General features: G+C 61.7%; 20 protein-coding genes. 18 read left to right on the top strand and 2 right to left on the bottom strand.

Annotation, left to right across the window (positions count from 1 at the left end):
- Window positions 1-11 precede the first annotated feature (11 nt).
- The 3 genes from MHH62_RS14565 to MHH62_RS14555 are packed head-to-tail and all read left to right on the top strand — an operon-like array spanning window position 12 to window position 2,333.
- A complete protein-coding gene (locus MHH62_RS14565) occupies window positions 12-845 on the top strand; it encodes an alpha/beta fold hydrolase (protein ID WP_019820855.1) in 834 nt (277 codons plus the stop codon).
- Window positions 846-883: 38 nt separating this feature from the next.
- The gene (locus MHH62_RS14560; RefSeq protein WP_020300953.1) at window positions 884-1,318 is read left to right on the top strand and encodes a thioesterase family protein; all 435 of its coding nucleotides are present in this window, start codon (window positions 884-886) and stop codon (window positions 1,316-1,318) included.
- 55 nt (window positions 1,319-1,373) lie between these two features.
- Window positions 1,374-2,333 carry a tRNA-dihydrouridine synthase gene (locus MHH62_RS14555; protein ID WP_003192567.1) on the top strand — a complete coding sequence of 320 codons (960 nt, stop codon included), beginning with the start codon at window positions 1,374-1,376 and terminating at the stop codon, window positions 2,331-2,333.
- On the opposite strand, the gene MHH62_RS14550 is transcribed toward MHH62_RS14555, so the two are convergent.
- Both MHH62_RS14550 and MHH62_RS14545 read right to left on the bottom strand, forming a co-directional pair.
- On the bottom strand, window positions 2,293-5,592 hold the full coding sequence (locus MHH62_RS14550) for an EAL domain-containing protein (protein ID WP_339231199.1): 3,300 nt from the start codon (window positions 5,590-5,592) through the stop codon (window positions 2,293-2,295). The two genes, MHH62_RS14555 and MHH62_RS14550, sit on opposite strands and share 41 nt — an antisense overlap.
- A 66-nt stretch (window positions 5,593-5,658) precedes the next feature.
- Window positions 5,659-6,549: a LysR family transcriptional regulator gene (locus MHH62_RS14545; RefSeq protein ID WP_014719162.1), complete on the bottom strand. Its 891-nt coding sequence runs from the start codon at window positions 6,547-6,549 to the stop codon at window positions 5,659-5,661.
- A 140-nt stretch (window positions 6,550-6,689) separates the two neighbouring features.
- Between MHH62_RS14545 and leuC the strand changes: the two genes are divergently transcribed.
- The 15 genes from leuC to purF all read left to right on the top strand — a co-directional run bounded on the left by leuC (window position 6,690) and on the right by purF (window position 24,576).
- On the top strand, window positions 6,690-8,108 hold the full coding sequence (gene leuC, locus MHH62_RS14540) for a 3-isopropylmalate dehydratase large subunit (RefSeq protein WP_339231197.1): 1,419 nt from the start codon (window positions 6,690-6,692) through the stop codon (window positions 8,106-8,108).
- A 10-nt stretch (window positions 8,109-8,118) separates the two neighbouring features.
- Window positions 8,119-8,763, top strand: a complete 645-nt coding sequence (gene leuD / locus MHH62_RS14535; RefSeq protein WP_057977611.1) for a 3-isopropylmalate dehydratase small subunit — start codon at window positions 8,119-8,121, stop codon at window positions 8,761-8,763.
- Between the two features lie 129 nt (window positions 8,764-8,892).
- A complete protein-coding gene (locus tag MHH62_RS14530) occupies window positions 8,893-9,657 on the top strand; it encodes a class I SAM-dependent methyltransferase (protein ID WP_130174886.1) in 765 nt (254 codons plus the stop codon).
- Between the two features lie 53 nt (window positions 9,658-9,710).
- Window positions 9,711-10,793: a 3-isopropylmalate dehydrogenase gene (gene leuB / locus MHH62_RS14525; RefSeq protein ID WP_339231194.1), complete on the top strand. Its 1,083-nt coding sequence runs from the start codon at window positions 9,711-9,713 to the stop codon at window positions 10,791-10,793.
- Window positions 10,794-10,857: 64 nt separating this feature from the next.
- A complete protein-coding gene (gene asd, locus MHH62_RS14520; protein ID WP_003192554.1) occupies window positions 10,858-11,970 on the top strand; it encodes an aspartate-semialdehyde dehydrogenase in 1,113 nt (370 codons plus the stop codon).
- A gap of 249 nt (window positions 11,971-12,219) precedes the next feature.
- Window positions 12,220-13,230, top strand: a complete 1,011-nt coding sequence (locus MHH62_RS14515; RefSeq protein WP_339231192.1) for an aspartate-semialdehyde dehydrogenase — start codon at window positions 12,220-12,222, stop codon at window positions 13,228-13,230.
- A gap of 161 nt (window positions 13,231-13,391) precedes the next feature.
- Window positions 13,392-15,917, top strand: a complete 2,526-nt coding sequence (locus tag MHH62_RS14510) for a FimV/HubP family polar landmark protein (RefSeq protein WP_339231190.1) — start codon at window positions 13,392-13,394, stop codon at window positions 15,915-15,917.
- Window positions 15,918-16,160: 243 nt separating this feature from the next.
- Window positions 16,161-16,985 carry a tRNA pseudouridine(38-40) synthase TruA gene (gene truA, locus MHH62_RS14505; protein WP_003192549.1) on the top strand — a complete coding sequence of 275 codons (825 nt, stop codon included), beginning with the start codon at window positions 16,161-16,163 and terminating at the stop codon, window positions 16,983-16,985.
- A gap of 63 nt (window positions 16,986-17,048) precedes the next feature.
- Complete coding sequence (locus tag MHH62_RS14500; protein WP_032903801.1) at window positions 17,049-17,681, top strand: phosphoribosylanthranilate isomerase; 633 nt, start codon at window positions 17,049-17,051, stop codon at window positions 17,679-17,681.
- Between the two features lie 245 nt (window positions 17,682-17,926).
- Complete coding sequence (accD, locus tag MHH62_RS14495) at window positions 17,927-18,847, top strand: acetyl-CoA carboxylase, carboxyltransferase subunit beta (RefSeq protein WP_014719154.1); 921 nt, start codon at window positions 17,927-17,929, stop codon at window positions 18,845-18,847.
- Window positions 18,844-20,151, top strand: coding sequence for a bifunctional tetrahydrofolate synthase/dihydrofolate synthase (folC, locus tag MHH62_RS14490; protein ID WP_032903800.1), 1,308 nt, complete (start codon window positions 18,844-18,846; stop codon window positions 20,149-20,151). Before accD ends, folC begins: the two co-directional genes overlap by 4 nt.
- The gene (locus MHH62_RS14485; protein WP_014719152.1) at window positions 20,135-20,803 is read left to right on the top strand and encodes an SPOR domain-containing protein; all 669 of its coding nucleotides are present in this window, start codon (window positions 20,135-20,137) and stop codon (window positions 20,801-20,803) included. Before folC ends, MHH62_RS14485 begins: the two co-directional genes overlap by 17 nt.
- Window positions 20,804-20,934: 131 nt before the next feature.
- Window positions 20,935-22,236: an IS4 family transposase gene (locus MHH62_RS14480; RefSeq protein WP_080643517.1), complete on the top strand. Its 1,302-nt coding sequence runs from the start codon at window positions 20,935-20,937 to the stop codon at window positions 22,234-22,236.
- 235 nt (window positions 22,237-22,471) lie between these two features.
- Window positions 22,472-23,029 (top strand): CvpA family protein, encoded by a 558-nt coding sequence (locus MHH62_RS14475; RefSeq protein WP_014719151.1) that lies wholly within the window; start codon window positions 22,472-22,474, stop codon window positions 23,027-23,029.
- 41 nt (window positions 23,030-23,070) lie between these two features.
- The gene (gene purF, locus MHH62_RS14470; protein ID WP_003192537.1) at window positions 23,071-24,576 is read left to right on the top strand and encodes an amidophosphoribosyltransferase; all 1,506 of its coding nucleotides are present in this window, start codon (window positions 23,071-23,073) and stop codon (window positions 24,574-24,576) included.
- Window positions 24,577-24,626 lie beyond the last annotated feature (50 nt).

Raw genomic sequence — 24,626 nt, 5'->3', positions numbered from 1 at the left:
GGGGACGCGAGATGGGCGCATTGACCTGGGTTCGTGGTTTCAATGGCACGGTGGGGCGCCTTGCGCCGCATGCGGTCGCCAGCAAGATGCGTCGCACCTTCATGACCCCGCGCGATCTGCCGCCGCGTGACTGGGAGTTGCCGCTGTTGGCCCAGTCGGAGCGCATCACCCTGCGTTTCGGCCTGTCGGCGTTGCGATGGGGGCATGGCCCGGCGGTGCTGCTGATGCATGGCTGGGAAGGCCGGCCCACCCAGTTCGCTAGCTTGATCACGGCGTTGGTCGACAACGGCTATTCGGTAATTGCCCTGGACGGTCCCGCTCACGGCCGTTCGCCAGGGCGTGAAGCCCATGTACTGCTGTTTGCCCGCGCCATGCTTGAGGCGGCGGCCGAGCTGCCGCCGCTGTATGCGGTGGTCGGCCATTCCATGGGCGGCGCCAGTGCGATGTTGGCGGTGCAGTTGGGGTTGCGTACGCAGGCATTGGTCAGCATTGCCGCACCGTCGCGCTTTCTGGATGTGCTACGCGGGTTCACCCGCATGGTCGGCTTGCCGCCACGGGCGCGCTCAGCCTTTATCCAAGAGGTGGAGTTGAGCATGGGCATGGCGCTCAAGCATTTGGACGTGGCCCACTACCAACTGAACATTCCCGGCCTGATCGTCCACGCCGAAGACGACACCTTTGTTCCGGTCAGGGCGGCTCAAGCCATTCACGAAGCCTGGTTCGACAGCCGCCTGCTGCGCTTGGAGCAGGGCGGCCACCAGAAAGTGCTCGCCGACCCGCAGGTCATCGATGCTGTGCTCGCCCTATTGGCCGGCTGCCGTCTACAGGAGCGCCAGATCGCCTGATACACTGCCCCGCCGACATCAATCGACTGGAGCAAGGCATGGGCTGGGATTTGGCAACGCCGTTCATCATCGATCTGCAGGTTGCGGCTGAGGACATCGACGGCCTGGGGCACGCCAATAATGCGGTGTACGTCTCATGGCTGGAGCGTTGTGCCTGGCGCCATTCCCAGCGCCTGGGGCTGGACCTCACCGAATACCGCCGCCTCGACCGCGCCATGGCCGTGGTACGCCATGAGATCGACTACCTGGCGGCAGGCTATGAGGGCGATGAGTTACAACTGGCCACCTGGATCGTCGACTGGGACCAGCGCCTGAAGATGACCCGCCGTTTCCAACTGGTACGCCCCCGTGACGGCGCGACCCTGCTCCGCGCGCAAACAACCTTCGTATGTATTGAGTTGTCCAGCGGCAAGCCCAAGCGCATGCCCGCCGAGTTTATTGAAGGTTACGGCCCCGCCCTGACAGGGGGTTAACGGTTGCCGCGGGAAACCCAGTAAACTGCGCCACGATTTTTGTTGAGTGTTTTCCATGCAAATTGCTTTGGCGCCCATGGAGGGGTTGGTCGACAACATCCTGCGGGACGTGTTGACCCACGTGGGCGGTATCGACTGGTGCGTGACCGAGTTCATCCGGGTCAACGACCGCCTGCTCACGCCTGCCTATTTCCACAAGCTCGCGCCTGAACTGCTGCACGGTGCCCACACGGCGGCGGGTGTGCCGTTGCGGGTGCAGTTGCTCGGTTCCGACCCAGTGTGCCTGGCGGAAAATGCCGCCCTGGCCTGTGAATTGGGCTCTGAAGTGATCGACCTGAACTTCGGGTGTCCGGCCAAGACCGTGAATAAATCCCGAGGTGGCGCGGTGCTGCTCAAGGAGCCGGAGCTGCTCAACCAGATCGTCGAGCACGTGCGCCGCGCCGTACCCGCCCATATTCCCGTGACCGCCAAGATGCGCCTGGGCTTCGACAGCCCGGATGGCGCGCTGGTGTGCGCCACGGCCCTGGCCGAGGGCGGCGCTGCGCATATCGTGGTGCATGCACGCACCAAGGCCGATGGCTACAAGCCGCCGGCTCATTGGGAGTGGATCCCGCGGGTGCAGGACGTGGTCAAGGTGCCGGTGTTTGCCAATGGCGATATCTGGAGCGTCGAAGACTGGAAACGCTGCCGCGAAATCAGCGGCGCCGAAGACATCATGCTGGGCCGTGGCCTGGTGGCGCGGCCCGATCTGGCGCGGCAGATTGTGGCGGCCAAGGCCGGCGAAGAGGTGGTCGAGATGACCTGGGCGCAGATGCAGCCGATGCTTCAGGAGTTCTGGCGTCAGTCGGTGGCGCAACTGACGGAGAAGCAGGCGCCCGGCCGCTTGAAACAATGGCTGGCGATGCTCACGCGCAACTACCCGCAAGCGGTGGAGTTGTTCACGGCCCTACGCCGGGAGACGGACTTGAACCAAGTCAGCCGCCTGCTGGGTATGCCGCATCCAGCAGCCGCCTGAACCCCTCGATCGGCAACGGTCGGCTGTGCAAATAGCCCTGGAATAAATGGCAGCCGAGCTTTTGCAGGAACGCCAGTTGCTCCAGGGTTTCCACCCCCTCGGCGATGACTTCCAGGTTCAGGCTGCGGGCCATGGCCACAATGGCGCGGATGATTTCTGCATCATTGGGGTCGTGGGTCGCATCGCGCACGAACGACTGATCGATCTTCAGCGCATCCACCGGCAAGCGCTTGAGGTAGGTCAAGGATGAGTAGCCGGTGCCGAAATCATCCATTGCAAAGCTCACGCCGAGTTTTTTCAGGCGACGCATCTTCACCACGGTATCGTCCAGGTTCTGGATCACGATGCCTTCGGTGATTTCCAGTTTCAGCAGGCTGAACGGCAGGCCGTGTTGCTTGAGGCTGTGCTCCACCCGTTCCACAAAGTCGTTCTGGCGAAACTGCCGGGGACTGATGTTCACGCACAGGCTGAAATTGAGCGGGTCCACCAAGCCGTCGGCAATCAACTGGGCAAAGGCGCCGCAGGCTTCATCGAGAATCCAGGTGCCGACCTCCAGGATCAGGCCGCTGTCTTCCAATACCTTGATAAATTCCGCCGGTGACTGCGCGCCCAATTGTGGGTGCTGCCAGCGCACCAGGGCCTCGGCGCCGACTATCCGGTTGCCGCGCGCATCCACCTGGGGCTGGTAATGCACGCTGAATTCGCCGCGTGACAAGGCCAGGCGCAAGTCAGTCTCCATGCGCAGGCGTTCGCTAGCGGTTCTTTGCATGCTGTTGTGGAACATCTGCGTGGTGTTGCGCCCGGAGTCCTTGGCGCGGTACAGGGCGATGTCGGCGCGCTTGAGCAAATCGGCGGGTGTGGTGCCGTGGTCGGGGATCAGTGCCACGCCGATGCTGGGTGTGACCTGCAGCCGATGACCGTCGAGAAACATCGGCTCCGAGAGCAATTCGCGCAGGGTATCGGCCAGCGCTTGCACTTGGCTGCTGACCGTCTGGCGGGTGCCCTCCAGGCCGCTGAGCAATACCACAAACTCATCGCCGCCCAAGCGCGCCACGGTGTCCTCCATGCGCACGCTGGCTTCCAGGCGCGCGGTGACGATTTTCAACACGGTATCGCCAACGGGGTGGCCGAGGGAGTCGTTGATGTGCTTGAAGTGGTCCAAGTCCAGAAACAGCAGGGCGCCGCGCAGGTTGTGGCGCTTGAGCAGGGCGATCTGCTGGCTCAGGCGGTCCATCAGCAGTGCGCGGTTCGGCAGGTTGGTCAGCGGGTCGTGATAGGCCAGGTGCCGGATTTGTGCCTGGGCGTTCTTCAATAGGCTCACATCCCGTGCGGTCAGCAGCAGGCAGGGGGTTTCATTCAAGGTGATCGGCTCCACCGAGACCTCCACCGCCAGTACCTCGCCACGCTTGTTGCGCCAGAGCATTTCCAGGTGGTGAATGCGCCCCTTGATCTGCAACTCGGCCAACAGTGCGGCGCGTTGGTTTTCGTCGGCCCAGATGCCGATCTGGTACAGGGTCAGGCCGATGGCCTCTTCGGTGCGGTAACCGGTCAGGCGGCAAAAGCCATCGTTGACCTCCACATAGCGGCCGGTGTCGCGCTCGGTGATGGAAATCGCATCGGGGCTGGAGTGGAACGCCTTGGCGAACTTCTCTTCGCTGGCCTTGAGTGCGGCTTCCGAGCGTTGCTGTTGGGTAATATCGCGCAGCGTGGTGACGATGCACGGCTGGTCGCTGACCTTGATTAAACGGCTGGAAATCATGCAAGTCAGGCTTTGGCCGTCCTTGTGATGCACCACGATGGCCACATTGCTCAGGGCCTGCTCGCGAATCACCTGCTCGATGCGTTGCAGGCGCTTGCTGGAGTCGTCCCACAGGCCGATTTGTTCGGCGCTTTTGTCGAGTACTTCGGCGGCTGTAAAGCCAAACGTCTGGGTAAACGCCGGGTTGATCTCGATGAACGCGCCGCTGTCCAGGCAGGTGACGCAGATCGGGTCGGGGCTGGCCTGGAACAGGCTGGCGAACTTTTCCTCCGAGGCGGTCAGCCGTTGCTCGCGCTCGACCTGGTCGGTGATATCCAGCAAGGTGCCGGCCATGCGCAGGGGCTTGCCTGACTCATCGCGATACAGGCGTGCGCGGCTCTCCAGGTAACGCGGGCTGCCGTCTTCCATTTGCACGCGGTAGGTCAACTGATAGTTGCCGTCCGGGCCTTCGCGCAAACTGCGGTACGCATGGCGCATACCCTCGCGGTCTTCATCGGACATGCCCTCAAAAAACGCATCGAAGGATTCATGGAACGGCGCGGGTTCCAGCCCGTGCAACTGGGCGGCACGCGCCGAGCCGTAGAGCATGCCGCTGGGGATGTGCCAATCCCAGGTGCCCAGTTGCGCGGAATCCAGAGCCAGGTCCAGGCGCTCCTGGCTGTCCTTGAGTGCTTGCTCGGCGTTTTTACGTTCGGTGGTGTCCAGGAACGTGCTGATCAGGTACGCCTCGCCGTCCAGTTCGACCTTTTGTGCGCTGAGGGTGCCGTCATGGATCTGGCCGTTGCTGGCGCAGAACTGCACTTCCATGGTGATGGGTTCGCCTTTGCGCTGGGTGGCCTTGACCAGCAGCGCCCGCTGTTCCGGATGGCGCCACAGGCCCAGTTCCAGGGTGGTGCGGCCGATGGCATCGGCCACTGGCCAGCCGAACAGCATCTCGAAATACTGGTTGGCTTCGCTGATCAAGCCGTCGGCCTGGCGCGTCAGCAGCACCATGTTCGGGCACAGGTGGAAGAGTGTGGCGAAGCGCTTTTCCGAATGGCTGAGGGCGTGTTCACGGTCGCGTTGGTGGGTGATCTCGCGGATCACCCCGATCATGCGTCGCCGTCCGGCTTTGTCGGGGGCCAGGTTGCCGCTGATTTCCAGCCAGTGCAGGCTGCCATCGGGCCATTGGATACGGTGGTGCATGGCGCGGTCGAAAGGCTCTCCGGCGAGCACCGCATGAAAGCCGCGCACCACCCGCGCGCTGTCTTGCGGGGCCAGCAGGTCGAGGTAGTCCAGGTCCTTGGGCAGAGGCTGGCGCGGGTCAAAGCCGAATAGCGCCTGGGTGCCCCGTGACCAACTGATTCTTCCTGTGTCGATTTCCCAGCACCAGGCACCCAGCCGCGCGGCATTGAGGGCCGCCAGCAGCTGCGGGGCACTGTCCCAGCTTTGTTCCGCCGCTTGAGGGTCCAGGGCGTAGATGCGGGGCAGGGGTGGAATCGGGTCAAGGGGGTTGCGCATTATCAAAGGGCCTTGGCTCATTGAGAAAACCGCGCGGTTTGACCCAAACCCTTGGCCCGCACGGTGTCATGCCGATAACCCTGGCAGATCGACCTGTGCATCCAACAGGCTCATGAAAGCCCGCGCAGCGTTCGACAGCGTCCTTTCGGTGTGCACGATATAGCCTAGCTGGCGACTGAGCTGTATGCCCGGCAAAGCGATACTTGCCACCTGATCGTCGAGCATGGTGCGTGGTAACACACTCCAGGCCAGACCGATGGAGACCATCATCTTGATGGTTTCCAGGTAGTTAGTACTCATCGCGATATTGGGCATCAGGCCCTGCGCCTCGAACAGGCGGCTGACAATATGGTGGGTAAAGGTATTGCCTCCGGGAAACACCGCCGGATGCCCGGCTATATCCGCCAGGCTGACGGAACCGTTGCTGATCAGGCTGTGTTCCGGCGCCACCACAAAATCCAGCGGGTCGTCCCACACCCGGGTGGCGCGTACCAGGTTGTGGGGCTCTGGCGCCAGGGTGATCACTGCGACTTCCGCACGGCCGTGGAGGATTTCTTCGTAGGCCACTTCTGAATCCAGAAACTGAATATCCAGTGCCACATTCGGGTATTGCCGGGTGAAGGTGCGCAGAATCGGTGGCAGGCGGTGCAGGCCGATATGGTGGCTGGTGGCCAGGGTGAGGCGGCCGCTGACTTCGCCGGTGAGGTTGGTCAGGGCCCGGCGGGTGTCGTCCAGCACGTTGAGGATTTGATAGGCGCGGGGCAGCAAGGCCCGCCCGGCCTCGGTCAGGCCGACTTCGCGGCCCAGGCGGTCGAACAGCCGTACCTTCAATTGTTGTTCCAGACCGGCGATGCGCTTGCTGATGGCCGGCTGGGTCAGGTGCAGGCGTTCGCCGGCGCCGGAGAAGCTGCCGGTCTCGGCGATGGCTATAAAGGCGTTGAGGTTGGCCAGGTCCATGGTGCTATTCCAGTTGGTAATCCAAAGCATAAAAAATATGAATTTGAGTTATTTAATGTAGCGCCATACCATCAGCCTCACAAGCCAAAGGGTTATTGAAAAGCCCGGCGTATAGAAGCACCGCTGATGAGGACCGACTGATGGCCGGCAAAACGCTTTACGACAAGCTTTGGGATTCCCATGAAGTGAAACGTCGCGATGATGGATCGTCGCTGATCTATATCGACCGTCACATCATCCATGAAGTGACCTCGCCCCAAGCGTTCGAAGGCCTGCGACTGGCCGGGCGCAAGCCTTGGCGCGTCGACTCCATCATCGCCACGCCGGACCACAACGTGCCGACCACTCCTGAGCGCAAAGGCGGCATCGACGCCATTGCCGACCAGGTCTCGCGGTTGCAGGTGCAGACCCTTGACGACTATTGCGACGAATACGGCATCACCGAATTCAAGATGAACGACGTGCGCCAAGGCATCGTCCACGTCATCGGCCCGGAGCAGGGCGCAACCTTGCCGGGCATGACCGTGGTCTGCGGTGACTCCCATACCTCCACCCATGGTGCGTTCGGCGCCCTGGCCCACGGCATCGGTACTTCCGAGGTGGAGCACGTGTTTGCCACCCAGTGCCTGGTGGCCAAGAAAATGAAGAACATGCTGGTACGCGTCGAAGGCCAATTGCCGTTTGGCGTGACCGCCAAGGACATCGTACTGGCTGTGATCGGCAAGATCGGCACCGCGGGCGGTAACGGCCATGCCATCGAGTTCGCCGGCAGTGCTATCCGCGAGCTGTCCATTGAAGGCCGCATGACCATCTGCAACATGTCCATCGAAGCCGGTGCCCGCGTGGGTATGGTGGCGGCGGACGAAAAAACCGTCGAATACGTCAAAGGTCGCCCCTTCGCGCCGCAAGGCGCCGATTGGGACGCCGCCATCGAAGCCTGGAAAGACCTGGTCTCCGACGCCGATGCGTTGTTCGACACCGTGGTCGAACTCGACGCTGCGCAGATCAAGCCGCAAGTCAGCTGGGGCACTTCGCCGGAAATGGTCTTGGCCGTTGACCAGAACGTGCCGGACCCGGCCAAAGAGGCCGACCTGGTCAAGCGCGGCTCCATCGAGCGCGCCTTGAAATACATGGGGTTGACCGCCAATCAGGCGATCACTGATATCCAGTTGGACCGTGTATTTATCGGCTCCTGCACCAACTCGCGGATCGAAGACCTGCGCGCCGCGGCGGTGATCGCCAAGGGCCGCAAGGTGGCCTCGACTATCAAGCAAGCCATTGTGGTGCCAGGTTCCGGGCTGGTTAAAGCCCAGGCGGAAGCCGAAGGGCTGGACAAGATCTTCCTCGAAGCCGGTTTTGAATGGCGGGAGCCGGGCTGCTCGATGTGCCTGGCGATGAACCCGGACCGCCTGGAGTCGGGCGAGCATTGCGCATCGACCTCCAACCGTAACTTCGAAGGGCGTCAGGGCGCGGGTGGGCGTACCCACCTGGTGAGCCCGGCCATGGCCGCCGCTGCTGCCGTCAACGGTCGTTTCATCGACGTTCGCGAATTGATCTGAGGAAAACCCGATGAGAGCTTTTACCCAACACACAGGCCTTGTAGCGCCGTTGGACCGTGCCAATGTGGACACCGACCAGATCATCCCAAAGCAATTTTTGAAGTCGATCAAGCGCACCGGTTTCGGCCCCAACCTGTTCGATGAGTGGCGCTACCTGGACGTGGGCTACGCCTACCAGGACAACTCCAAGCGCCCCCTGAACAAGGACTTTGTGCTCAACGCCGAGCGTTACCAAGGTGCCAGCGTGTTGCTGGCCCGGGAAAACTTCGGTTGCGGCTCCAGCCGTGAACACGCGCCGTGGGCCCTGGAAGAGTACGGCTTTCGCAGCATCATCGCGCCGAGCTACGCCGATATCTTCTTCAACAACAGCTTCAAGAACGGCCTGTTGCCGATCATCTTGAGCGACGCAGAAGTGGACGAGTTGTTCCAGCAAGTGGAGGCCAATATCGGCTACCAATTGACGGTGGACCTGGCCGCGCAAACCGTGACCCGCCCGGACGGCAAGGTGTACCACTTTGAAGTGGATGCCTTCCGTAAGCACTGCCTGATCAACGGCCTGGACGACATCGGCCTGACCTTGCAGGACGGCGATGCGATTGCTGCGTTTGAAACCAGGCACCGGGCGAGCCAGCCCTGGTTGTTTCGCGATGCCTGATTTGCGGTAACCGTGCGGGCCCCATCGCGGGCAAGCCCGACTCCCACATTGGAGTGCATTCCAACGGTGGGAGCTGGCTTGCCTGCGATAGCGCCAGTGCAACCACCACAAACCCCAAGGAAAGCCACCATGACCACCACCGCCCACACCCAAGTCGTGCAAAAACAATTCGGCGAGCAAGCCTCGGCCTACCTGAGCAGCGCCGTACACGCCCAGGGCACCGAATTCGCTGTGCTACAGGCCGAGCTGGCCGGGCAGGGCGCTGCACGCTTGCTGGACCTGGGCTGCGGTGCCGGTCATGTCAGCTTCCATGTGGCGCCTCTGGTCAAAGAAGTGGTGGCCTACGACTTGTCCCAGCCTATGCTCGACGTGGTGGCCGCCGCCGCCAAAGACCGCAACCTGGACAACATCCGCACCGTGCACGGCGCCGCTGAGCGCTTGCCCTTTGCCGAGGGTGAGTTCGACTTCGTATTCAGCCGTTATTCGGCCCATCACTGGAGCGACCTCGGCCTGGCCCTGCGTGAAGTGCGCCGGGTGCTCAAGCCGGGCGGCGTGGCGGCATTTGTGGATGTCTTGTCACCGGGCAGCCCCCTGTTGGACACTTACCTGCAAACCGTCGAAGTGCTGCGCGACACCAGCCACGTGCGTGATTACTCCGGCGCCGAGTGGATGCGCCAGTTGAGTGAGGCTGGCCTGCACGTGCGCAACAGCAGTCGCCAGCGCTTGCGCCTGGAATACACCTCGTGGGTCGAGCGCATGCGCACGCCAGAGGTATTGCGTGCGGCAATCCTTAAGCTGCAACAGGCGATGGGCCAGGAAGTGCGCGATTATTACGACATTCAAGCCGACGGCACCTTCAGCACCGATGTGCTGGTGGTCTTCGCCGAACGCTGATTGATTTTTCCCGACCTGCCCACGGGCGGGTCGCTTGATGAAATGAGGAACGCATGAGCAAGCAGATTCTGATTCTCCCTGGCGACGGTATTGGTCCGGAAATCATGGCCGAAGCAGTCAAGGTCCTTGAGCTTGCCAACAGCAAGTACAACCTGGGCTTCGAGCTGAGCCACGATGTGATCGGCGGCGCCGCCATCGACAAGCACGGCGTGCCGCTGGCCGACGAGACCCTCGACCGCGCCCGGGCTGCCGATGCCGTGCTGCTCGGCGCCGTGGGTGGGCCGAAATGGGACAAGATCGAGCGTGACATCCGCCCTGAGCGCGGCCTGCTGAAAATCCGTGCGCAACTGGGCCTGTTCGGCAACCTGCGCCCGGCCATCCTCTACCCGCAACTGGCCGACGCGTCGAGCCTCAAGCCGGAAGTGGTGGCGGGCCTGGATATCCTCATCGTGCGCGAGCTGACCGGCGGTATCTACTTCGGCTCGCCACGGGGCGTGCGCGAGTTGGAAAATGGCGAACGCCAGGCCTACGACACGCTGCCGTACAGCGAGAGCGAAATCCGCCGTATCGCCCGTGTCGGTTTCGACATGGCGCGGGTGCGCGGTAAAAAGGTCTGCTCGGTGGATAAAGCCAACGTGTTGGCTTCCAGCCAGCTGTGGCGTGAAATCGTCGAAGAAGTCGCCAAGGATTACCCGGACGTCGAACTGAGCCACATGTACGTCGACAACGCCGCCATGCAGTTGGTGCGCGCACCCAAGCAGTTCGACGTGATCGTCACCGACAACCTGTTCGGCGACATCCTGTCCGACCAGGCGTCGATGCTCACCGGTTCCATCGGCATGCTGCCGTCGGTGTCCCTGGACACCAACAATAAAGGTATGTACGAGCCGTGCCACGGTTCGGCGCCAGACATCGCGGGGCAGGGCATTGCCAACCCGCTGGCGACGATTTTGTCGGTGTCGATGATGCTGCGCTACAGCTTCAACCTGGGCGATGCGGCGGACGCCATCGAGAAGGCTGTCAGCCTGGTGCTGGATCAGGGCTTGCGCACGGGCGATATCTGGTCCCAGGGTTGCACCAAGGTCGGGACGCAAGAAATGGGCGACGCAGTAGTCGCCGCGCTGCGGAATCTGTAATCTCTCGGGCCCGCTTGCAGTTGTTGCTGCAAGGCGGCCCACTTTTTAACAAGGTGTAGTTGCGATGAAACGTGTAGGTCTGATCGGTTGGCGCGGTATGGTCGGTTCCGTGCTCATGCAGCGGATGCTGGAAGAGCAGGATTTCGATCTTATTGAGCCGGTGTTTTTCACCACTTCGAACGTAGGTGGCCAAGGGCCGTCCGTGGGCAAGGATATTGCCCCGCTCAAGGATGCCTACAGCATTGAAGAGTTGAAGAGCCTCGACGTGATCCTGACCTGCCAGGGTGGCGACTACACCAGCGAAGTCTTCCCCAAGCTGCGCGAAGCCGGCTGGCAGGGTTACTGGATCGACGCCGCTTCGAGCCTGCGCATGCAGGATGACGCGGTGATCATCCTCGATCCGGTCAACCGCAAGGTCATCGATCAGCAACTGGACGCCGGCACCAAGAACTACGTGGGCGGCAACTGCACCGTGAGCCTGATGCTGATGGGCCTGGGTGGCCTGTTCGAAGCGGGCCTGGTGGAGTGGATGAGCGCCATGACCTATCAGGCGGCCTCCGGCGCCGGCGCGCAGAACATGCGCGAACTGATCAAGCAGATGGGCGCGACCCACGCCGCTGTCGCCGATCAACTGGCTGACCCGGCGAGTGCGATTCTCGATATCGACCGCCGTGTGGCCGAGGCCATGCGCAGCGACGCTTACCCGACCGAGAACTTTGGCGTGCCATTGGCCGGTAGCTTGATCCCGTGGATCGACAAGGAACTGCCTAACGGCCAGAGCCGTGAAGAGTGGAAGGCCCAGGCCGAAACCAACAAGATCCTGGGTCGCTTCAAGAACCCGATCCCGGTGGATGGCATCTGCGTGCGCATTGGCGCCATGCGTTGCCACAGCCAGGCGCTGACCATCAAGCTGAACAAAGACGTGCCGATCGCCGATATCGAAGGCCTGATCAGCCAGCACAACCCCTGGGTCAAGCTGGTGCCGAACAACCGCGATATCAGCATGCAGGAGCTGAGCCCGACCAAGGTCACCGGCACCCTGAATGTACCGGTGGGCCGTCTGCGCAAGCTGAACATGGGCAGCCAGTTCCTCGGCGCGTTCACCGTCGGCGACCAACTGCTGTGGGGCGCGGCTGAGCCGTTGCGTCGCATGTTGCGGATTTTGCTGGAGCGTTGATCGCTTGAAGCAATAACAGAAACCCGCGTTCTGGTGACAGGCGCGGGTTTTTTGTTGCCTTTGTGATCATTCCCACGCTCTGCGTGGGAATGCAGCTCTGGACGCTCTGCGTCTGCTTTAGAGGCGTGACGCGGAGCGTCAAAGGAGGCATTCCCACGCAGAGCGTGGGAACGATCAGGGGGGCTGTAATTGCCTCACCCTCTACCACCCGGTAAAGTGCCGCTCCCCCGTAATGCCCGAGGCAATCCCATGACCCAGACCTTTGAAATCGCCGTGATCGGCGCCACCGGCACCGTTGGTGAAACCCTGGTGCAGATTCTCGAAGAACTGGAGTTCCCTGTGGGCACCTTGTACTTGCTGGCGGGCAGCAACTCGGCGGGGGCTTCGGTGCCGTTTCGGGGCAAGAACGTGCGGGTCAAAGAGGTCGACACGTTTGATTTCAGCAAGGTGCAGTTGGCGTTCTTCGCTGCAGGCCCGGCGGTGACCTTGAGCTTCGCCTCGCGTGCCACCGCCGCTGGTTGCGCGGTGATTGACTTGTCCGGCGCACTGCCCGCCGAGCAGGCGCCGCAAGTGGTACCGCAGGCCAACGCCCATGTGCTGAACGCGTTGAAAAAGCCTTTTCAACTCGGCAGCCCGAGCCCCTGTGCCACGTACCTCGCGGTGCTGCTGGCGCCCTTGCGCGGTGTGGTGGACATCCAGCGCGTGAGCGTCACCGCTAACCTGGCCATCTCTGCCCAGGGCCGCGAGGCCGTCAGCGAGTTGGCGCGCCAGACCGCTGAACTGTTGAACGTGCGTCCCTTGGAACCGGCGTTCTTTGATCGGCAAGTGGCGTTCAACCTGCTGGCGCAAGTCGGCACGCCGGATGCCCAAGGTCATACCGCCCTAGAGAAACGTCTCGTACACGAACTGCGTGCGGTGCTGGAAACACCTTTACTAAAGATTTCCGCCACCTGCGTTCAAGCCCCGGTATTTTTCGGCGATAGCCTGGCTGTGTCGCTGCAATTGGCCGCGCCGGTCGACCTGGACGCGGTGAACCGTGCGCTCGACGCTGCACCGGGAATAGAGCGGGTCGAGGAGGGCGATTACCCCACGGCCGTAGGCGATGCCGTCGGCCAGGACGTGGTGTACGTAGGGCGAGTTCGCGCCGGTATCGACGACCCGGCGGAACTAAATCTTTGGCTGACGTCAGATAACGTACGCAAAGGCTCGGCCCTGAACGCCGTGGAGCTGGCGCAGTTGTTGATAAAAGGCCTTGTGTAAAAGATACTTGGCGGCAATTTGTAGATTGATTCTAACCAGGCGCTATGCTTGGTCCCACGTGAAACACAAGCGCGTCGGTGACCTATCGGCTCGCCATGCCTAATGGCAGCGGTTACCAACCTTCTCGCAGGGCGGGAAGTGTTCAAACAAAGGATGAGGCTATGGTTCAAGTTCGCAAACTGGTGTTAGCAATAGCGGCCGCCTCGGCGCTGTCCTCCGGTATGGCGCAGGCGCTGCAACTTGGGGAGATGACCCTCAAGTCGAAGTTGAACCAGCCGCTGTCGGTGGAAATCGAATTGCGCGATGTGGGCGGCCTTACGGCGTCCGAGATCACCCCTAGCCTGGCGTCGGCCCAGGCCTTCGTGGATGCGGGTGTCGACCGCCAGGCGTTTCTCGATGACCTGACGTTCACGCCGGTGATCAACCCCGAAGGTCGCAGCGTGGTGCGCGTGACCTCCAGCAAGCCTCTGCCCGATTCCTATGTGCGCTTCCTCATGCAGGTGCAATGGCCCAATGGCCGTTTGATGCGTGACTACAGCGTACTGCTCGACCCGGCCAAGTTCGATCAGCCAGCGCCGACGGCGAGCGCGCCGGCCAGTACCGCGCCAGCCGCCAGCACGCCTGCCCAGCACACCACCACGTCCCGCGATACCTTGTGGGAAATTGCCGCAAAGAACCGCAATGGCGCCTCGGTCCAGCAAACGATGCTGGCCATCCAGGCGCTTAACCCGGATGCCTTTGTCGACGGCAATATCAACCGCCTGAAAACCGGCCAGGTCCTGCGCCTGCCAGATACCACGCAAAGTACAGCGCTGGCGCAGCCGCAAGCGATTGCCGAAGTGAGCGCGCAGAACGCCGCCTGGCGCCAGGGCCGCCGTGGCCCTCAGAGCCAAGTGGCCGGCAAGCCGCAGTTGGACGCGACCAAACGCACCCAGGCCGGCAATGCGCCGTCGAGTACCCAGGCCAAGGATAACCTGAGCCTGGTGTCGGCCGAAGCTGCCAAGAAAGGCGCGAAGGGCACCGTCGGTGACAGCCGCGCCCTGAGCGACAAGCTGGCAATGACCCAGGAAGAGCTCGACACCACGCGGCGCGACAACGAAGAACTGAAAAGCCGTGCCGCCGACTTGCAAAGCCAGTTGGACAAGCTGCAGAAGCTGATCCAGCTGAAGAATGACCAATTGGCTCGTTTGCAAGCGCAAACGGGCGAGCCACAGACAGCCGCGATGCCCGCGCAGTTGCCGGGTGAACCGGCAGCTGAGCCGGCGGCCCCCGTTGCAACACCAGCGCCAGTGCCTGAACCGGCCAAGCCGGCTGCTGCGCCGGCCAGCACCGAAGGCAAGTTCAACGACCTGCTGACCAACCCGATTGTGCTCGGCATCCTTGGCGGTGCGGCCCTGCTGGTGGTGTTGCTGCTTCTGCTGCTGTGGGCACGCCATCGCAATGCTCGCCGCGAAGAAGAGAAACATCTGCGTATGGCACGGGCGTTGGCCGAAGAGCCTGAGTTCGTTTCCAATATCGATCAAGACCTGCCGCCTGACAGCTTCGAGGGCCTTGAAGTGCCGCCGCCGAGCGTCAAGCTCGCCACCGCAACGCCGCCAGCATCTGCGCCCGCGCCGGCGCCGGTGGTTGAGACGGTAGTGGCACCGACGGTCGCCTCCGTGCTGGCGCCGTTGGCGGTTGCCGTGGCTCAGGAAAACGCCAGTGACGCCCTGGCCCAGGCCCAATCCCATATCGACCGTGGCCATCTGAACCAGGCGGCGGATGTGCTTGAACAAGCCATCAAGCGCGAGCCCAAGCGCAGCGACCTGCGTTTGAAGCTGATGGAAGTCTATGGGCTGCAGAACAACAAAGACGGGTTCGTCACCCAGGAACGCCAGTTGGTGGCCAACGGTGAGAACCATGCCCAGGTCGAGCAGCTCAAGGCGCGTTTCCCGGCCATGGCCGTGTTGGCGGCGGGTGTCAGTGCCGCAGTGGCTGCCGCGGCCCTGGATGCGCAGTACGTCAAGGACCTGCTCGATGACAAGCCGACCCCGGCCCCGCAGGCAGACACCTTCGACACCGATTTCGACCTGAGTCTGGATGACCTGGAAGCTGCCTCGCCGGCCGAGATCGCGCAAGACCAGCAAACCTTTGAAGCGCTGCTCAAACAACAGACTGAGCCCAAGGCCGATGCGCCGGACCTGTCGGACTTCGATCTGGACCTGCAACTGGACCCGCCGACGTCGCAATCCGATGACGACTTCCTGTCGGGCCTTGAAGGGCAGATCAAGGATGTCCCGCCGGTTGAGCCGCCGACCCTGACGCCGGCCGCGCTGGACGAATTCGACCTGCCAGAAGACTTTGACCTGTCGCTGGCGGACGAGCCGAGCGCCCCGGCAGCCAAGCCCGATGCTTTTGCTTCGGAGCTGGACGACGTCAACGCTGAACTGGATCGTTTGTCACAGAGTCTGGAGCATCCGCCGATCGAGCCTTCCTTCACGGCTGAAGATGCCGCGCTGGGTGCTGAGGATGAGCCAGAGTTCGATTTCCTCTCTGGCACTGATGAAGTGGCCACCAAGCTCGACTTGGCCCAGGCCTACATCGACATGGGCGATGCGGACGGCGCGCGAGATATCCTGTCCGAAGTGTTGACCGAAGGCGACGAGGGTCAGCGTAGCGAAGCCGAGGAAATGCTCGGCAGAATCTAACGGCCGACGCAGAAAAATGTGGGAGCGGGCTTGTTGTGGCGAGGGAGCTTGCTCCCGCTGGGGTGCGTAGCGCCCCTGAAAAGCGGGCTCCAGCTGCGCTGTCGAACGGGAGCAAGCTCCCTCGCCACAAAAGCCCCAGATTAAAAGCCCCCTCTTATGCACCCTGACGCCCTATAATGCCCGCCTTTGCGCAACTCATCAGGCTCTCAGTTCTTGGCAAATATAGATAACGCGGCTGCCGAAATGGCGGCCGCAGGCTTTTACCGCATCGCCCTGGGCGTGGAATACAAAGGCTCGCGCTATCGCGGCTGGCAGCGTCAGGCCTCCGGGGTGCTGACGGTGCAGGAAACCCTGGAAAACGCCCTGTCCAAAGTCGCCAACTCGCCGGTGTCGCTGATGTGTGCCGGGCGTACCGACGCTGGCGTACACGCGTGTGGCCAAGTGGTGCACTTCGACACCCAGGCCGAGCGGTCGATGAAGGCGTGGGTGATGGGGGCCAATATCAATTTGCCCCATGATGTCAGTGTCAGCTGGGCCAAGGTCATGCCGGCGCATTTTCACGCCCGTTTCAAGGCCATCGCCCGGCGTTACCGCTACGTGATCTACAACGATCAGATCCGCCCGGCGCACCTCAATGAAGAAATCACCTGGAACCACCGCCCGCTGGATGCCGAGCGTATGGCCGAAGCCGCGCAGCATCTGGTGGGGGTGCATGACTTCAGCGCCTTCCGTGCCGGGCAGTGCCAGGCCAAGTCGCCGATCAAGGAAGTCCACCACCTGCGGGTGACGCGCCACGGCAAGATGATCGTGCTGGATATCCGTGCCGGGGCCTTTCTGCATCATATGGTGCGCAATATCGCTGGGGTGCTGATGACCATCGGCACCGGTGAACGCCCGGTGGAGTGGGCCAAGGAAGTGCTGGAAAGCCGCATCCGCCGCACGGGCGGGGTCACGGCGCATCCGTTCGGCCTGTATCTGGTGGATGTGGAGTACCGCGACGAGTTCGAACTGCCGGAACGCTTTATCGGGCCGCACTTCCTCACCGGTTTCAGCGAACTTGGCGGCTGACGCCCGGAAAAGCTTTTGTTACCATCCGGGACTTTCTCGGACCAACCCTGAGGTTCCTACGACATGTCAGCCGTTCGCAGCAAGATTTGCGGGATTACCCGCATAGAAGACGCGCTGGCGGCAGTCGAAGCGGGGGCGGATGCCATTGGCCTGGTGTTTTATGCCAAGAGCCCACGGGCGGTGAATGTGCTGCAGGCGCGGGCGATTATCGCTGCGTTGCCGCCCTTCGTGACCACCGTGGGGTTGTTTGTCAACGCCAGCCGCTGCGAGCTCAACGAAACCCTGGATGCGGTGCCGCTGGATATGTTGCAGTTCCACGGCGACGAAACGCCAGAGGAATGCGAAAGCTATCAGCGCCCGTACATCAAGGCGTTGCGGGTCAAGGCCGGGGACGATATTGCCGCAGCCTGCGCCGCGTATGCCGGCGCTCGCGGGATTCTGCTGGACACCTACGTCGAAGGCGTACCCGGTGGTACGGGCGAGGCGTTCGACTGGTCGCTGATTCCCGAGGGGTTGAGCAAGCCGGTTATTCTCGCGGGTGGGCTCACCTCAGAGAACGTCCAGGCGGCCATCGAACAGGTTCGGCCGTATGCCGTCGACGTCAGCGGTGGGGTGGAGCAGGGCAAGGGGATCAAGGACCCGAGCAAGATTCGCGCGTTCATGCAGGCCGTGCGCAACAGCAGGGGTGGGATGTGACGGCTGGCAGTCTGCCGCCGTCCATAACTACCACTGTGTAAAACAGCCCGGCGCCGCCTGTGGGTGGCCCGGAAACGAAGTGGCAACCCTGCGCTGGCAGGTTGTCTGGAAGGCTGAGGATACGGGCGGGAAATGGCAGGTCCAACGTCTGACCCCGTCCCGCCTGTGTCATCGCCACATATGAATTTAGCTCAAGGGCATACGCGGGGCTGTGTTCAAGCCACCGGTACTGGAGAAAAGAAAGCATGAGCAACTGGTTAGTAGACAAACTGATCCCTTCGATCATGCGTTCCGAGGTGAAGAAAAGCTCGGTTCCTGAAGGTCTGTGGCACAAATGCCCATCCTGCGACGCGGTGCTGTATCGCCCGGAGCTGGAAAAGACCCTGGACGTTTGCCCCAAGTGCAACCACCACATGCGTATTGGCGCACGCGCTCGTATCGACATCTTCCTGGATGCCGACGGCCGTAATGAGCTGGGTGCCGACCTGGAGCCGGTTGACCGTCTCAAGTTCCGCGACAGCAAGAAGTACAAGGACCGCCTGGTCGGCGCACAGAAGCAGACTGGCGAGAAAGACGCGCTGATTTCGGTCAGCGGCAAGCTGCTGGGCATGCCGGTGGTGGTTTCGGCCTTCGAATTCTCCTTCATGGGCGGTTCCATGGGTGCCATCGTCGGTGAGCGCTTTGTTCGCGCTGCCAACTATGCCCTGGAAAACCGTTGCCCGATGATCTGCTTCGCCGCCTCCGGTGGTGCGCGTATGCAGGAAGCCCTGATTTCCCTGATGCAAATGGCCAAGACCTCGGCGGTTCTGGCGCGTCTGCGTGAAGAAGGCATTCCGTTCATCTCCGTATTGACCGACCCGGTCTACGGCGGCGTCTCCGCCAGCCTGGCGATGTTGGGCGATGTGATCGTTGGCGAGCCTAAAGCCCTGATCGGCTTTGCCGGCCCACGCGTGATCGAGCAGACCGTGCGGGAGAAACTGCCGGAAGGCTTCCAGCGCAGCGAGTTCCTGCTGGAGCACGGTGCGATCGACCTGATCATCCCGCGTGGCGAGTTGCGCCCGCGCCTGGGCAGCCTGCTGGCGCAAATGATGGGCCTGCCGACGCCTGTGTACGTCGCACCTAAAGTCGAGCCGATCGTTGTGCCGCCGGTGCCAGCAAACCTATGACCCAACGTACCCTGGGCGAATGGCTCGCCTACCTTGAGCAGTTGCATCCGTCCGCCATCGACATGGGCCTGGAGCGCTCGCAACAGGTAGCGGCCCGCCTCGGGTTGGGCCAGCCGGCACCGCGTGTGATCACGGTGACCGGCACCAACGGCAAAGGCTCCACCTGTGCTTTTGTGGCCGCGCTGTTGCAGGCCCAGGGCCTCAAAGTCGGCGTGTACAGCTCGCCGCACCTGCTGCGCTACAACGAGCGGGTGCAGCTCAATGGCGTAGAAGCCACTGATGCCCAGCTGTGCGAAGCCTTCGCAGCCCTGGAAGCCGGGCGCGGCGACATCTCCCTGACCTATTTCGAGATGGGCACACTGGCGGCGTTCTGGCTGTTCGAGCGTTCGCAACTGGATGTGGTCGTGCTGGAGGTCGGCCTCGGCGGGCGTCTGGATACGGTCAACGTGGTGGATGCCGACCTGGCGCTGGTCACCAGCATCGGTGTTGATCACGCCGACTATCTAGGCAATACCCGCGAGTCTGTGGCCTATGAAAAGGCCGGGATCTTCCGCCAGAGCAGGCCCGCGCTCTGTGGCGACCTGGATCCGCCGCAACCTTTGCTGGACAAGGTGCGCGAGCTGGATTGCCCGTTCTACCTGCGCGGTCGTGAATTCAATCTCGACATCGGTGCGACCCACTGGCAATGGCGTGGGCGTGATGCCCGTGGCAAGGTGGTAGAGCTGCTCGATTTGCCGTTGCTGAACCTGCCGATGGAAAACGCCGCACTCGCGCTGCAAGCCTATTTGCTGCTGGATCTGCCGTGGGATGCCAAGCAGATCGGCGCAACCCTGCGAGCGACGAAGGTGGTGGGGCGCCTGGATCGCCGGGTGCTGGACTGGCAAGGCAAGCGCCTGAACCTGTTGCTGGATGTCGGGCATAACCCCCATGCGGCTCACTATCTGGCTCAGCGCCTGGCGCGCACACCACCGGCCGGCCGCCGCCTGGCGGTGTTCGGGTTGCTGGCCGACAAGGATCTTGATGGCGTAATAGCGCCGTTGTTTGGCAGCGTACAGTCTTGGGCCGTTGCGCCGCTGGATACGCCGCGCAGCCGTCCTGCGGTTGAGCTGGAAACTGCCTTGCAGAACCTTGGCGCGCCCGTGACGTCGTATGCAAGCATCACTGCCGCCCTTGAGGCGCAGTGTGCGCTGGCTGCGGCCGAAGACGAAATCCTGTTGTTCGGATCATTTTATTGTGTTGCCGAGGCGCTCGAATGGCTGGCCCGGCGCTCCACGGAGGAAGCTGCACATGGCATTACTGGATAGCGCATACAAGCAGCGAATGGTCGGGGCCCTGGTGCTGGTGGCGTTGGCGGTAATCTTTCTGCCGATGCTGTTTTCCCGCCAGGACGAACAGCGCCAGGTGGTGGTTGAAGCTCCCGCTGCGCCCCAGGCGCCGGTGGTGCCCCAGGTTCAAGTCGAACCGGTAGTTGTGCCTGAGCCTCAGGTGTTGCCGGAAGAACCTGTGCCCGTCGAGGAGGAGGTCGTCACCCAGCAGGCACCTTCGCAGGCCCCTTCGATGCCGGTGCAGCCAAGTGTGCCGGTGGTCAAGCCGACGCCAGCCCCGGCTGTCGCCGCCAAACCGGCTGCACCGGCGCCAGCGCCCAAGCCTGTGGCGCCGCAGCCTGCTGCACCGGGTAAGCCGGATGTGGGTCAGAGCCGCATCGACCCTAATGGCTTGCCGATCAGTTGGTCGATCCAGCTCGCCAGCCTGGCCAATCGCGAAAGCGCCGATGCCTTGCAGAAAAAGCTGCGTGCCCAGGGATATAACGCCTATATCCGCAGTGCCGATGGCAAGAACCGTGTGTTCGTGGGGCCGCTGATCGAGCGTGCCGAGGCAGATCGCCTGCGCGATTTGCTGGGTCGTCAGCAGAACCTCAACGGGTTTGTGGTGCGTTTCCAGCCCGAGCGCGGCTGAACGGACAATAGGCTCTAAATGTCAGCCCTTTCAAGGTCTTCTGTAAAATCCCCTGAAATTCATTCAGGGGGTACCTAAACGATGTGGGCGGAAGTTCTAGCGCGTTTCGAAAAAAAGCACCTGCCAGTGTCATGGCCAAACTGGCGCTGCAGCAGGCTATTGCCCCCGAGTGGATTGATCAGGTTTTCGAAGAACACCGGCAACGGCAGTATTCTCGTGAGCTATTGTTCTCGACCATCATCAAGCTAATGTCCCTTGTTTCATTGGGCTTGAGGCCATCTCTGCACGCCGCCGCGCGACAACTGGAGGACCTTCCGGTCAGCCTGGCGGCTCTCTACGACAAGATCAGTCGTACCGAGCCTGCTCTGTTGCGCGCCCTGATTACGGGCTGTGCACAGCGCCTGGCTCCAACCATCCGGGAGCTGGGCTGCACGGCGATGCTGCCGGGTTGGCAGGTTCGGGTAGTGGACGGTAATCACCTGGCATCCACTGAAAAACGTCTGGGAGCTTTACGCAACGAGCGCGGCGCCGCTCGTCCCGGTTTTTCGGTTGTTGCATACGATCCCGATCTGGATCAGGTCGTCGACCTTCAGGCGTGTGAGGATGCCTACGCAAGCGAGCGCGTTTGTGTGCTGCCTTTATTGGCCAATGCCGAGCCAGGCCAAGTGTGGCTGGCTGACCGGCTTTATTGCACGCTCCCGGTTATGGAGGCTTGTGAGCAAGTCCAAACTTGCTTTGTCATTCGTCAGCAAGCCAAGCATCCACGCTTGATTCAAGAGGGTGAGTGGCAAGAGCCAGTACCTGTGGAAACTGGCACTGTGCGTGAGCAGATCATCCAGGTCAAAGGCGGTTACCAATGTCGGCGTGTCGAACTGACGCTTCATTCGCCAACGGACTCCGGCGACAGCAGCTTGATGTTCTGGAGCAACCTGCCTGAGAGCGTCAGTGCGCAACAGATCGCCGAACTGTATCGCCGCCGCTGGAGCATTGAAGGTATGTTCCAGCGACTGGAAGCGATCCTGGAAAGTGAGATCGAAACCCTTGGCAGCCCAAAGGCTGCCTTACTGGGGTTTGCAACGGCGGTATTGGCTTACAACGTCCTGGCTGTTCTCAAACGCAGTGTTGAACAAGCTCATCGGGATACCCAGCCTGAAGGATGGGAAGCCTCGATTTACCATTTAGCGGTTCAGGTCAGGAGTGGATATGAGGGAATGCAGATTGCGCTGCCCTCGGAACATTTTCCTGTCATTCCGTTGGAAAAACTGGCTCAGCACTTATTGGCGCTTGCCAGAAATATCCAACCTAAACAAGTTGCGAAAAGCCCCCGTGGCCCCAAGGTACCCAAGCCCAAAACATGGGTTAAAGGCACCGCGGTGAATGCGCATGTTTCAACGGACCGGATAATCAAGGCTGCCAAGACGAAAAGACCTTGAAAGGGCTCTAAATGTGGGAGCTGGCTTGCCTGCGATGGCGGTGGTTCAATCGACAACGATGTCGAATGTGCCGCCCTCATCGCAGGCAAGCCAGCTCCCACATTGATTTATGGTGGGCTTGAAATGGCGTTCACACCGCCCAATCTATTGATTTGCAAAGCAGCCGCAATCACCGCTTACCGATAGCCCGGCGCTCTGCTAAAATGCGCCGCCTTATCCGTACGTAGGCTGCACTGTGCCATTTACCTGGGTTGATTGGGCGATCGTTGCAATCGTCGCCATCTCCGCTTTGATCAGTCTGAGCCGCGGCTTCGTAAAAGAAGCACTGTCGTTGCTGACCTGGATCATTGCAGGAGTCGTAGCCTGGATGTTCGGTGGTTCACTGTCGGTCTACCTGGCCGGGTACATAGAGACACCTTCGGCTCGCGTCATCGCGGGCTGCGCCATCATGTTCATCGCCACGCTGTTGGTGGGGGCAATGGTCAATTATCTTATTGGCGAGTTGATACGTGTCACCGGCATCGAAGGGACCGATCGATTTCTCGGCATGGCCTTCGGGGCTGCGCGTGGCGCGCTGCTGGTGGTCGTGGCGGTCGGGCTGTTGAGCCTGGGGCCGGTACAGCAGGATTCGTGGTGGCAGGAGTCGGTACTCGTGCCAAAATTTCTATTGGTTGCAGACTGGTCCAAGAACCTCATTCTGGGGTGGAGCAGTCAGTGGCTGGCCAGCGGAATCAGCGTACCCGCTGATCTTCCGTTCAAGGAACACCTCTTACCGGCCAAAACGCCTCAGTAAGCTGTGTTCAGTCAAGATTCATTAAGTAGGGGTTGCGTCGCATGTGTGGCATCGTCGGTATCGTCGGTAAGTCGAACGTCAATCAGGCGCTGTATGACGCGCTAACCGTCCTCCAGCACCGCGGCCAGGACGCTGCCGGTATTGTGACCAGCCACGACGGCCGGTTATTCCTGCGCAAGGACAATGGCCTGGTGCGTGACGTGTTCCATCAGCGTCACATGCAGCGCCTCGTCGGGCACATGGGCATTGGCCACGTGCGATACCCGACTGCCGGTAGCTCGACCTCGGCCGAAGCTCAACCGTTCTACGTCAACTCGCCTTACGGCATCACCTTGGCGCACAACGGTAACCTGACCAACGTTGAACAACTGGCCAAGGAGATCTACGAATCTGACCTGCGCCACGTCAACACCAGCTCCGATTCGGAAGTGTTGCTCAACGTGTTCGCCCACGAGCTGGCCCAGCGCGGCAAGCTGCAGCCGACCGAAGAAGACGTGTTCGCCGCCGTGATCGACGTGCACAACCGTTGCGTCGGTGGTTATGCCGTGGTGGCGATGATCACCGGTTACGGCATCGTCGGTTTCCGCGACCCGCACGGCATTCGCCCGATCGTGTTCGGCCAGCGTCACACCGACGAAGGCGTCGAGTACATGATCGCTTCCGAAAGCGTGTCCCTGGACGTGCTGGGCTTCACCCTGATCCGCGACCTGGCGCCGGGCGAGGCTGTCTACATCACCGAAGACGGCAAGCTGCACACCCGCCAGTGCGCCGTAGCGCCGAAACTCACCCCGTGCATCTTCGAACACGTCTACCTGGCGCGTCCGGACTCGATCATCGACGGTGTCTCGGTCTACAAGGCGCGCCTGCGTATGGGCGAGAAGCTGGCCGAGAAGATCCTGCGCGAGCGTCCCGAGCACGATATCGATGTGGTCATCCCGATTCCGGACACCAGCCGCACCGCCGCGCTGGAGCTGGCCAACCATCTGGGCGTCAAATTCCGCGAAGGCTTCGTGAAGAACCGCTACATCGGTCGTACTTTCATCATGCCCGGCCAGGCTGCGCGCAAGAAGTCGGTACGCCAGAAGCTCAACGCCATCGAGCTTGAGTTCCGCGGCAAGAACGTGATGCTGGTAGATGACTCCATCGTACGCGGCACCACCTGCAAGCAGATCATCCAGATGGCCCGCGAAGCCGGGGCGAAGAACGTGTACTTCTGCTCTGCGGCGCCCGCGGTGCGTTACCCGAACGTGTACGGTATCGACATGCCGAGCGCCCATGAGCTGATCGCGCATAACCGTTCGACTCAGGACGTGGCCGACCTGATCGGCGCCGACTGGCTGATCTACCAGGACCTGCCGGACCTGATCGAAGCGGTTGGCGGTGGCAAGATCAAGATCGAGCAGTTCGACTGCGCCGTGTTCGACGGCAAGTACGTCACCGGCGATGTCGACGAGGCCTACCTGAACAAGATCGAGCAAGCGCGCAACGACTCGTCGAAGATCAAGACCCAGGCGGTCAGCGCGATCATCGACCTGTATAACAACTGAGTAAACACCGGCCCTGAGGGGCCGGTTTTGTATCTTAAACAAAGAATTGA

The sequence above is a fragment of the Pseudomonas sp. FSL L8-0168 genome (assembly GCF_037976155.1).
Taxonomy (GTDB): Bacteria; Pseudomonadota; Gammaproteobacteria; order Pseudomonadales; family Pseudomonadaceae; genus Aquipseudomonas; species Aquipseudomonas paracarnis.
Note: the sequence above shows the minus strand (reverse complement) of the source record. Positions and strands in the feature narration are given on the sequence as shown.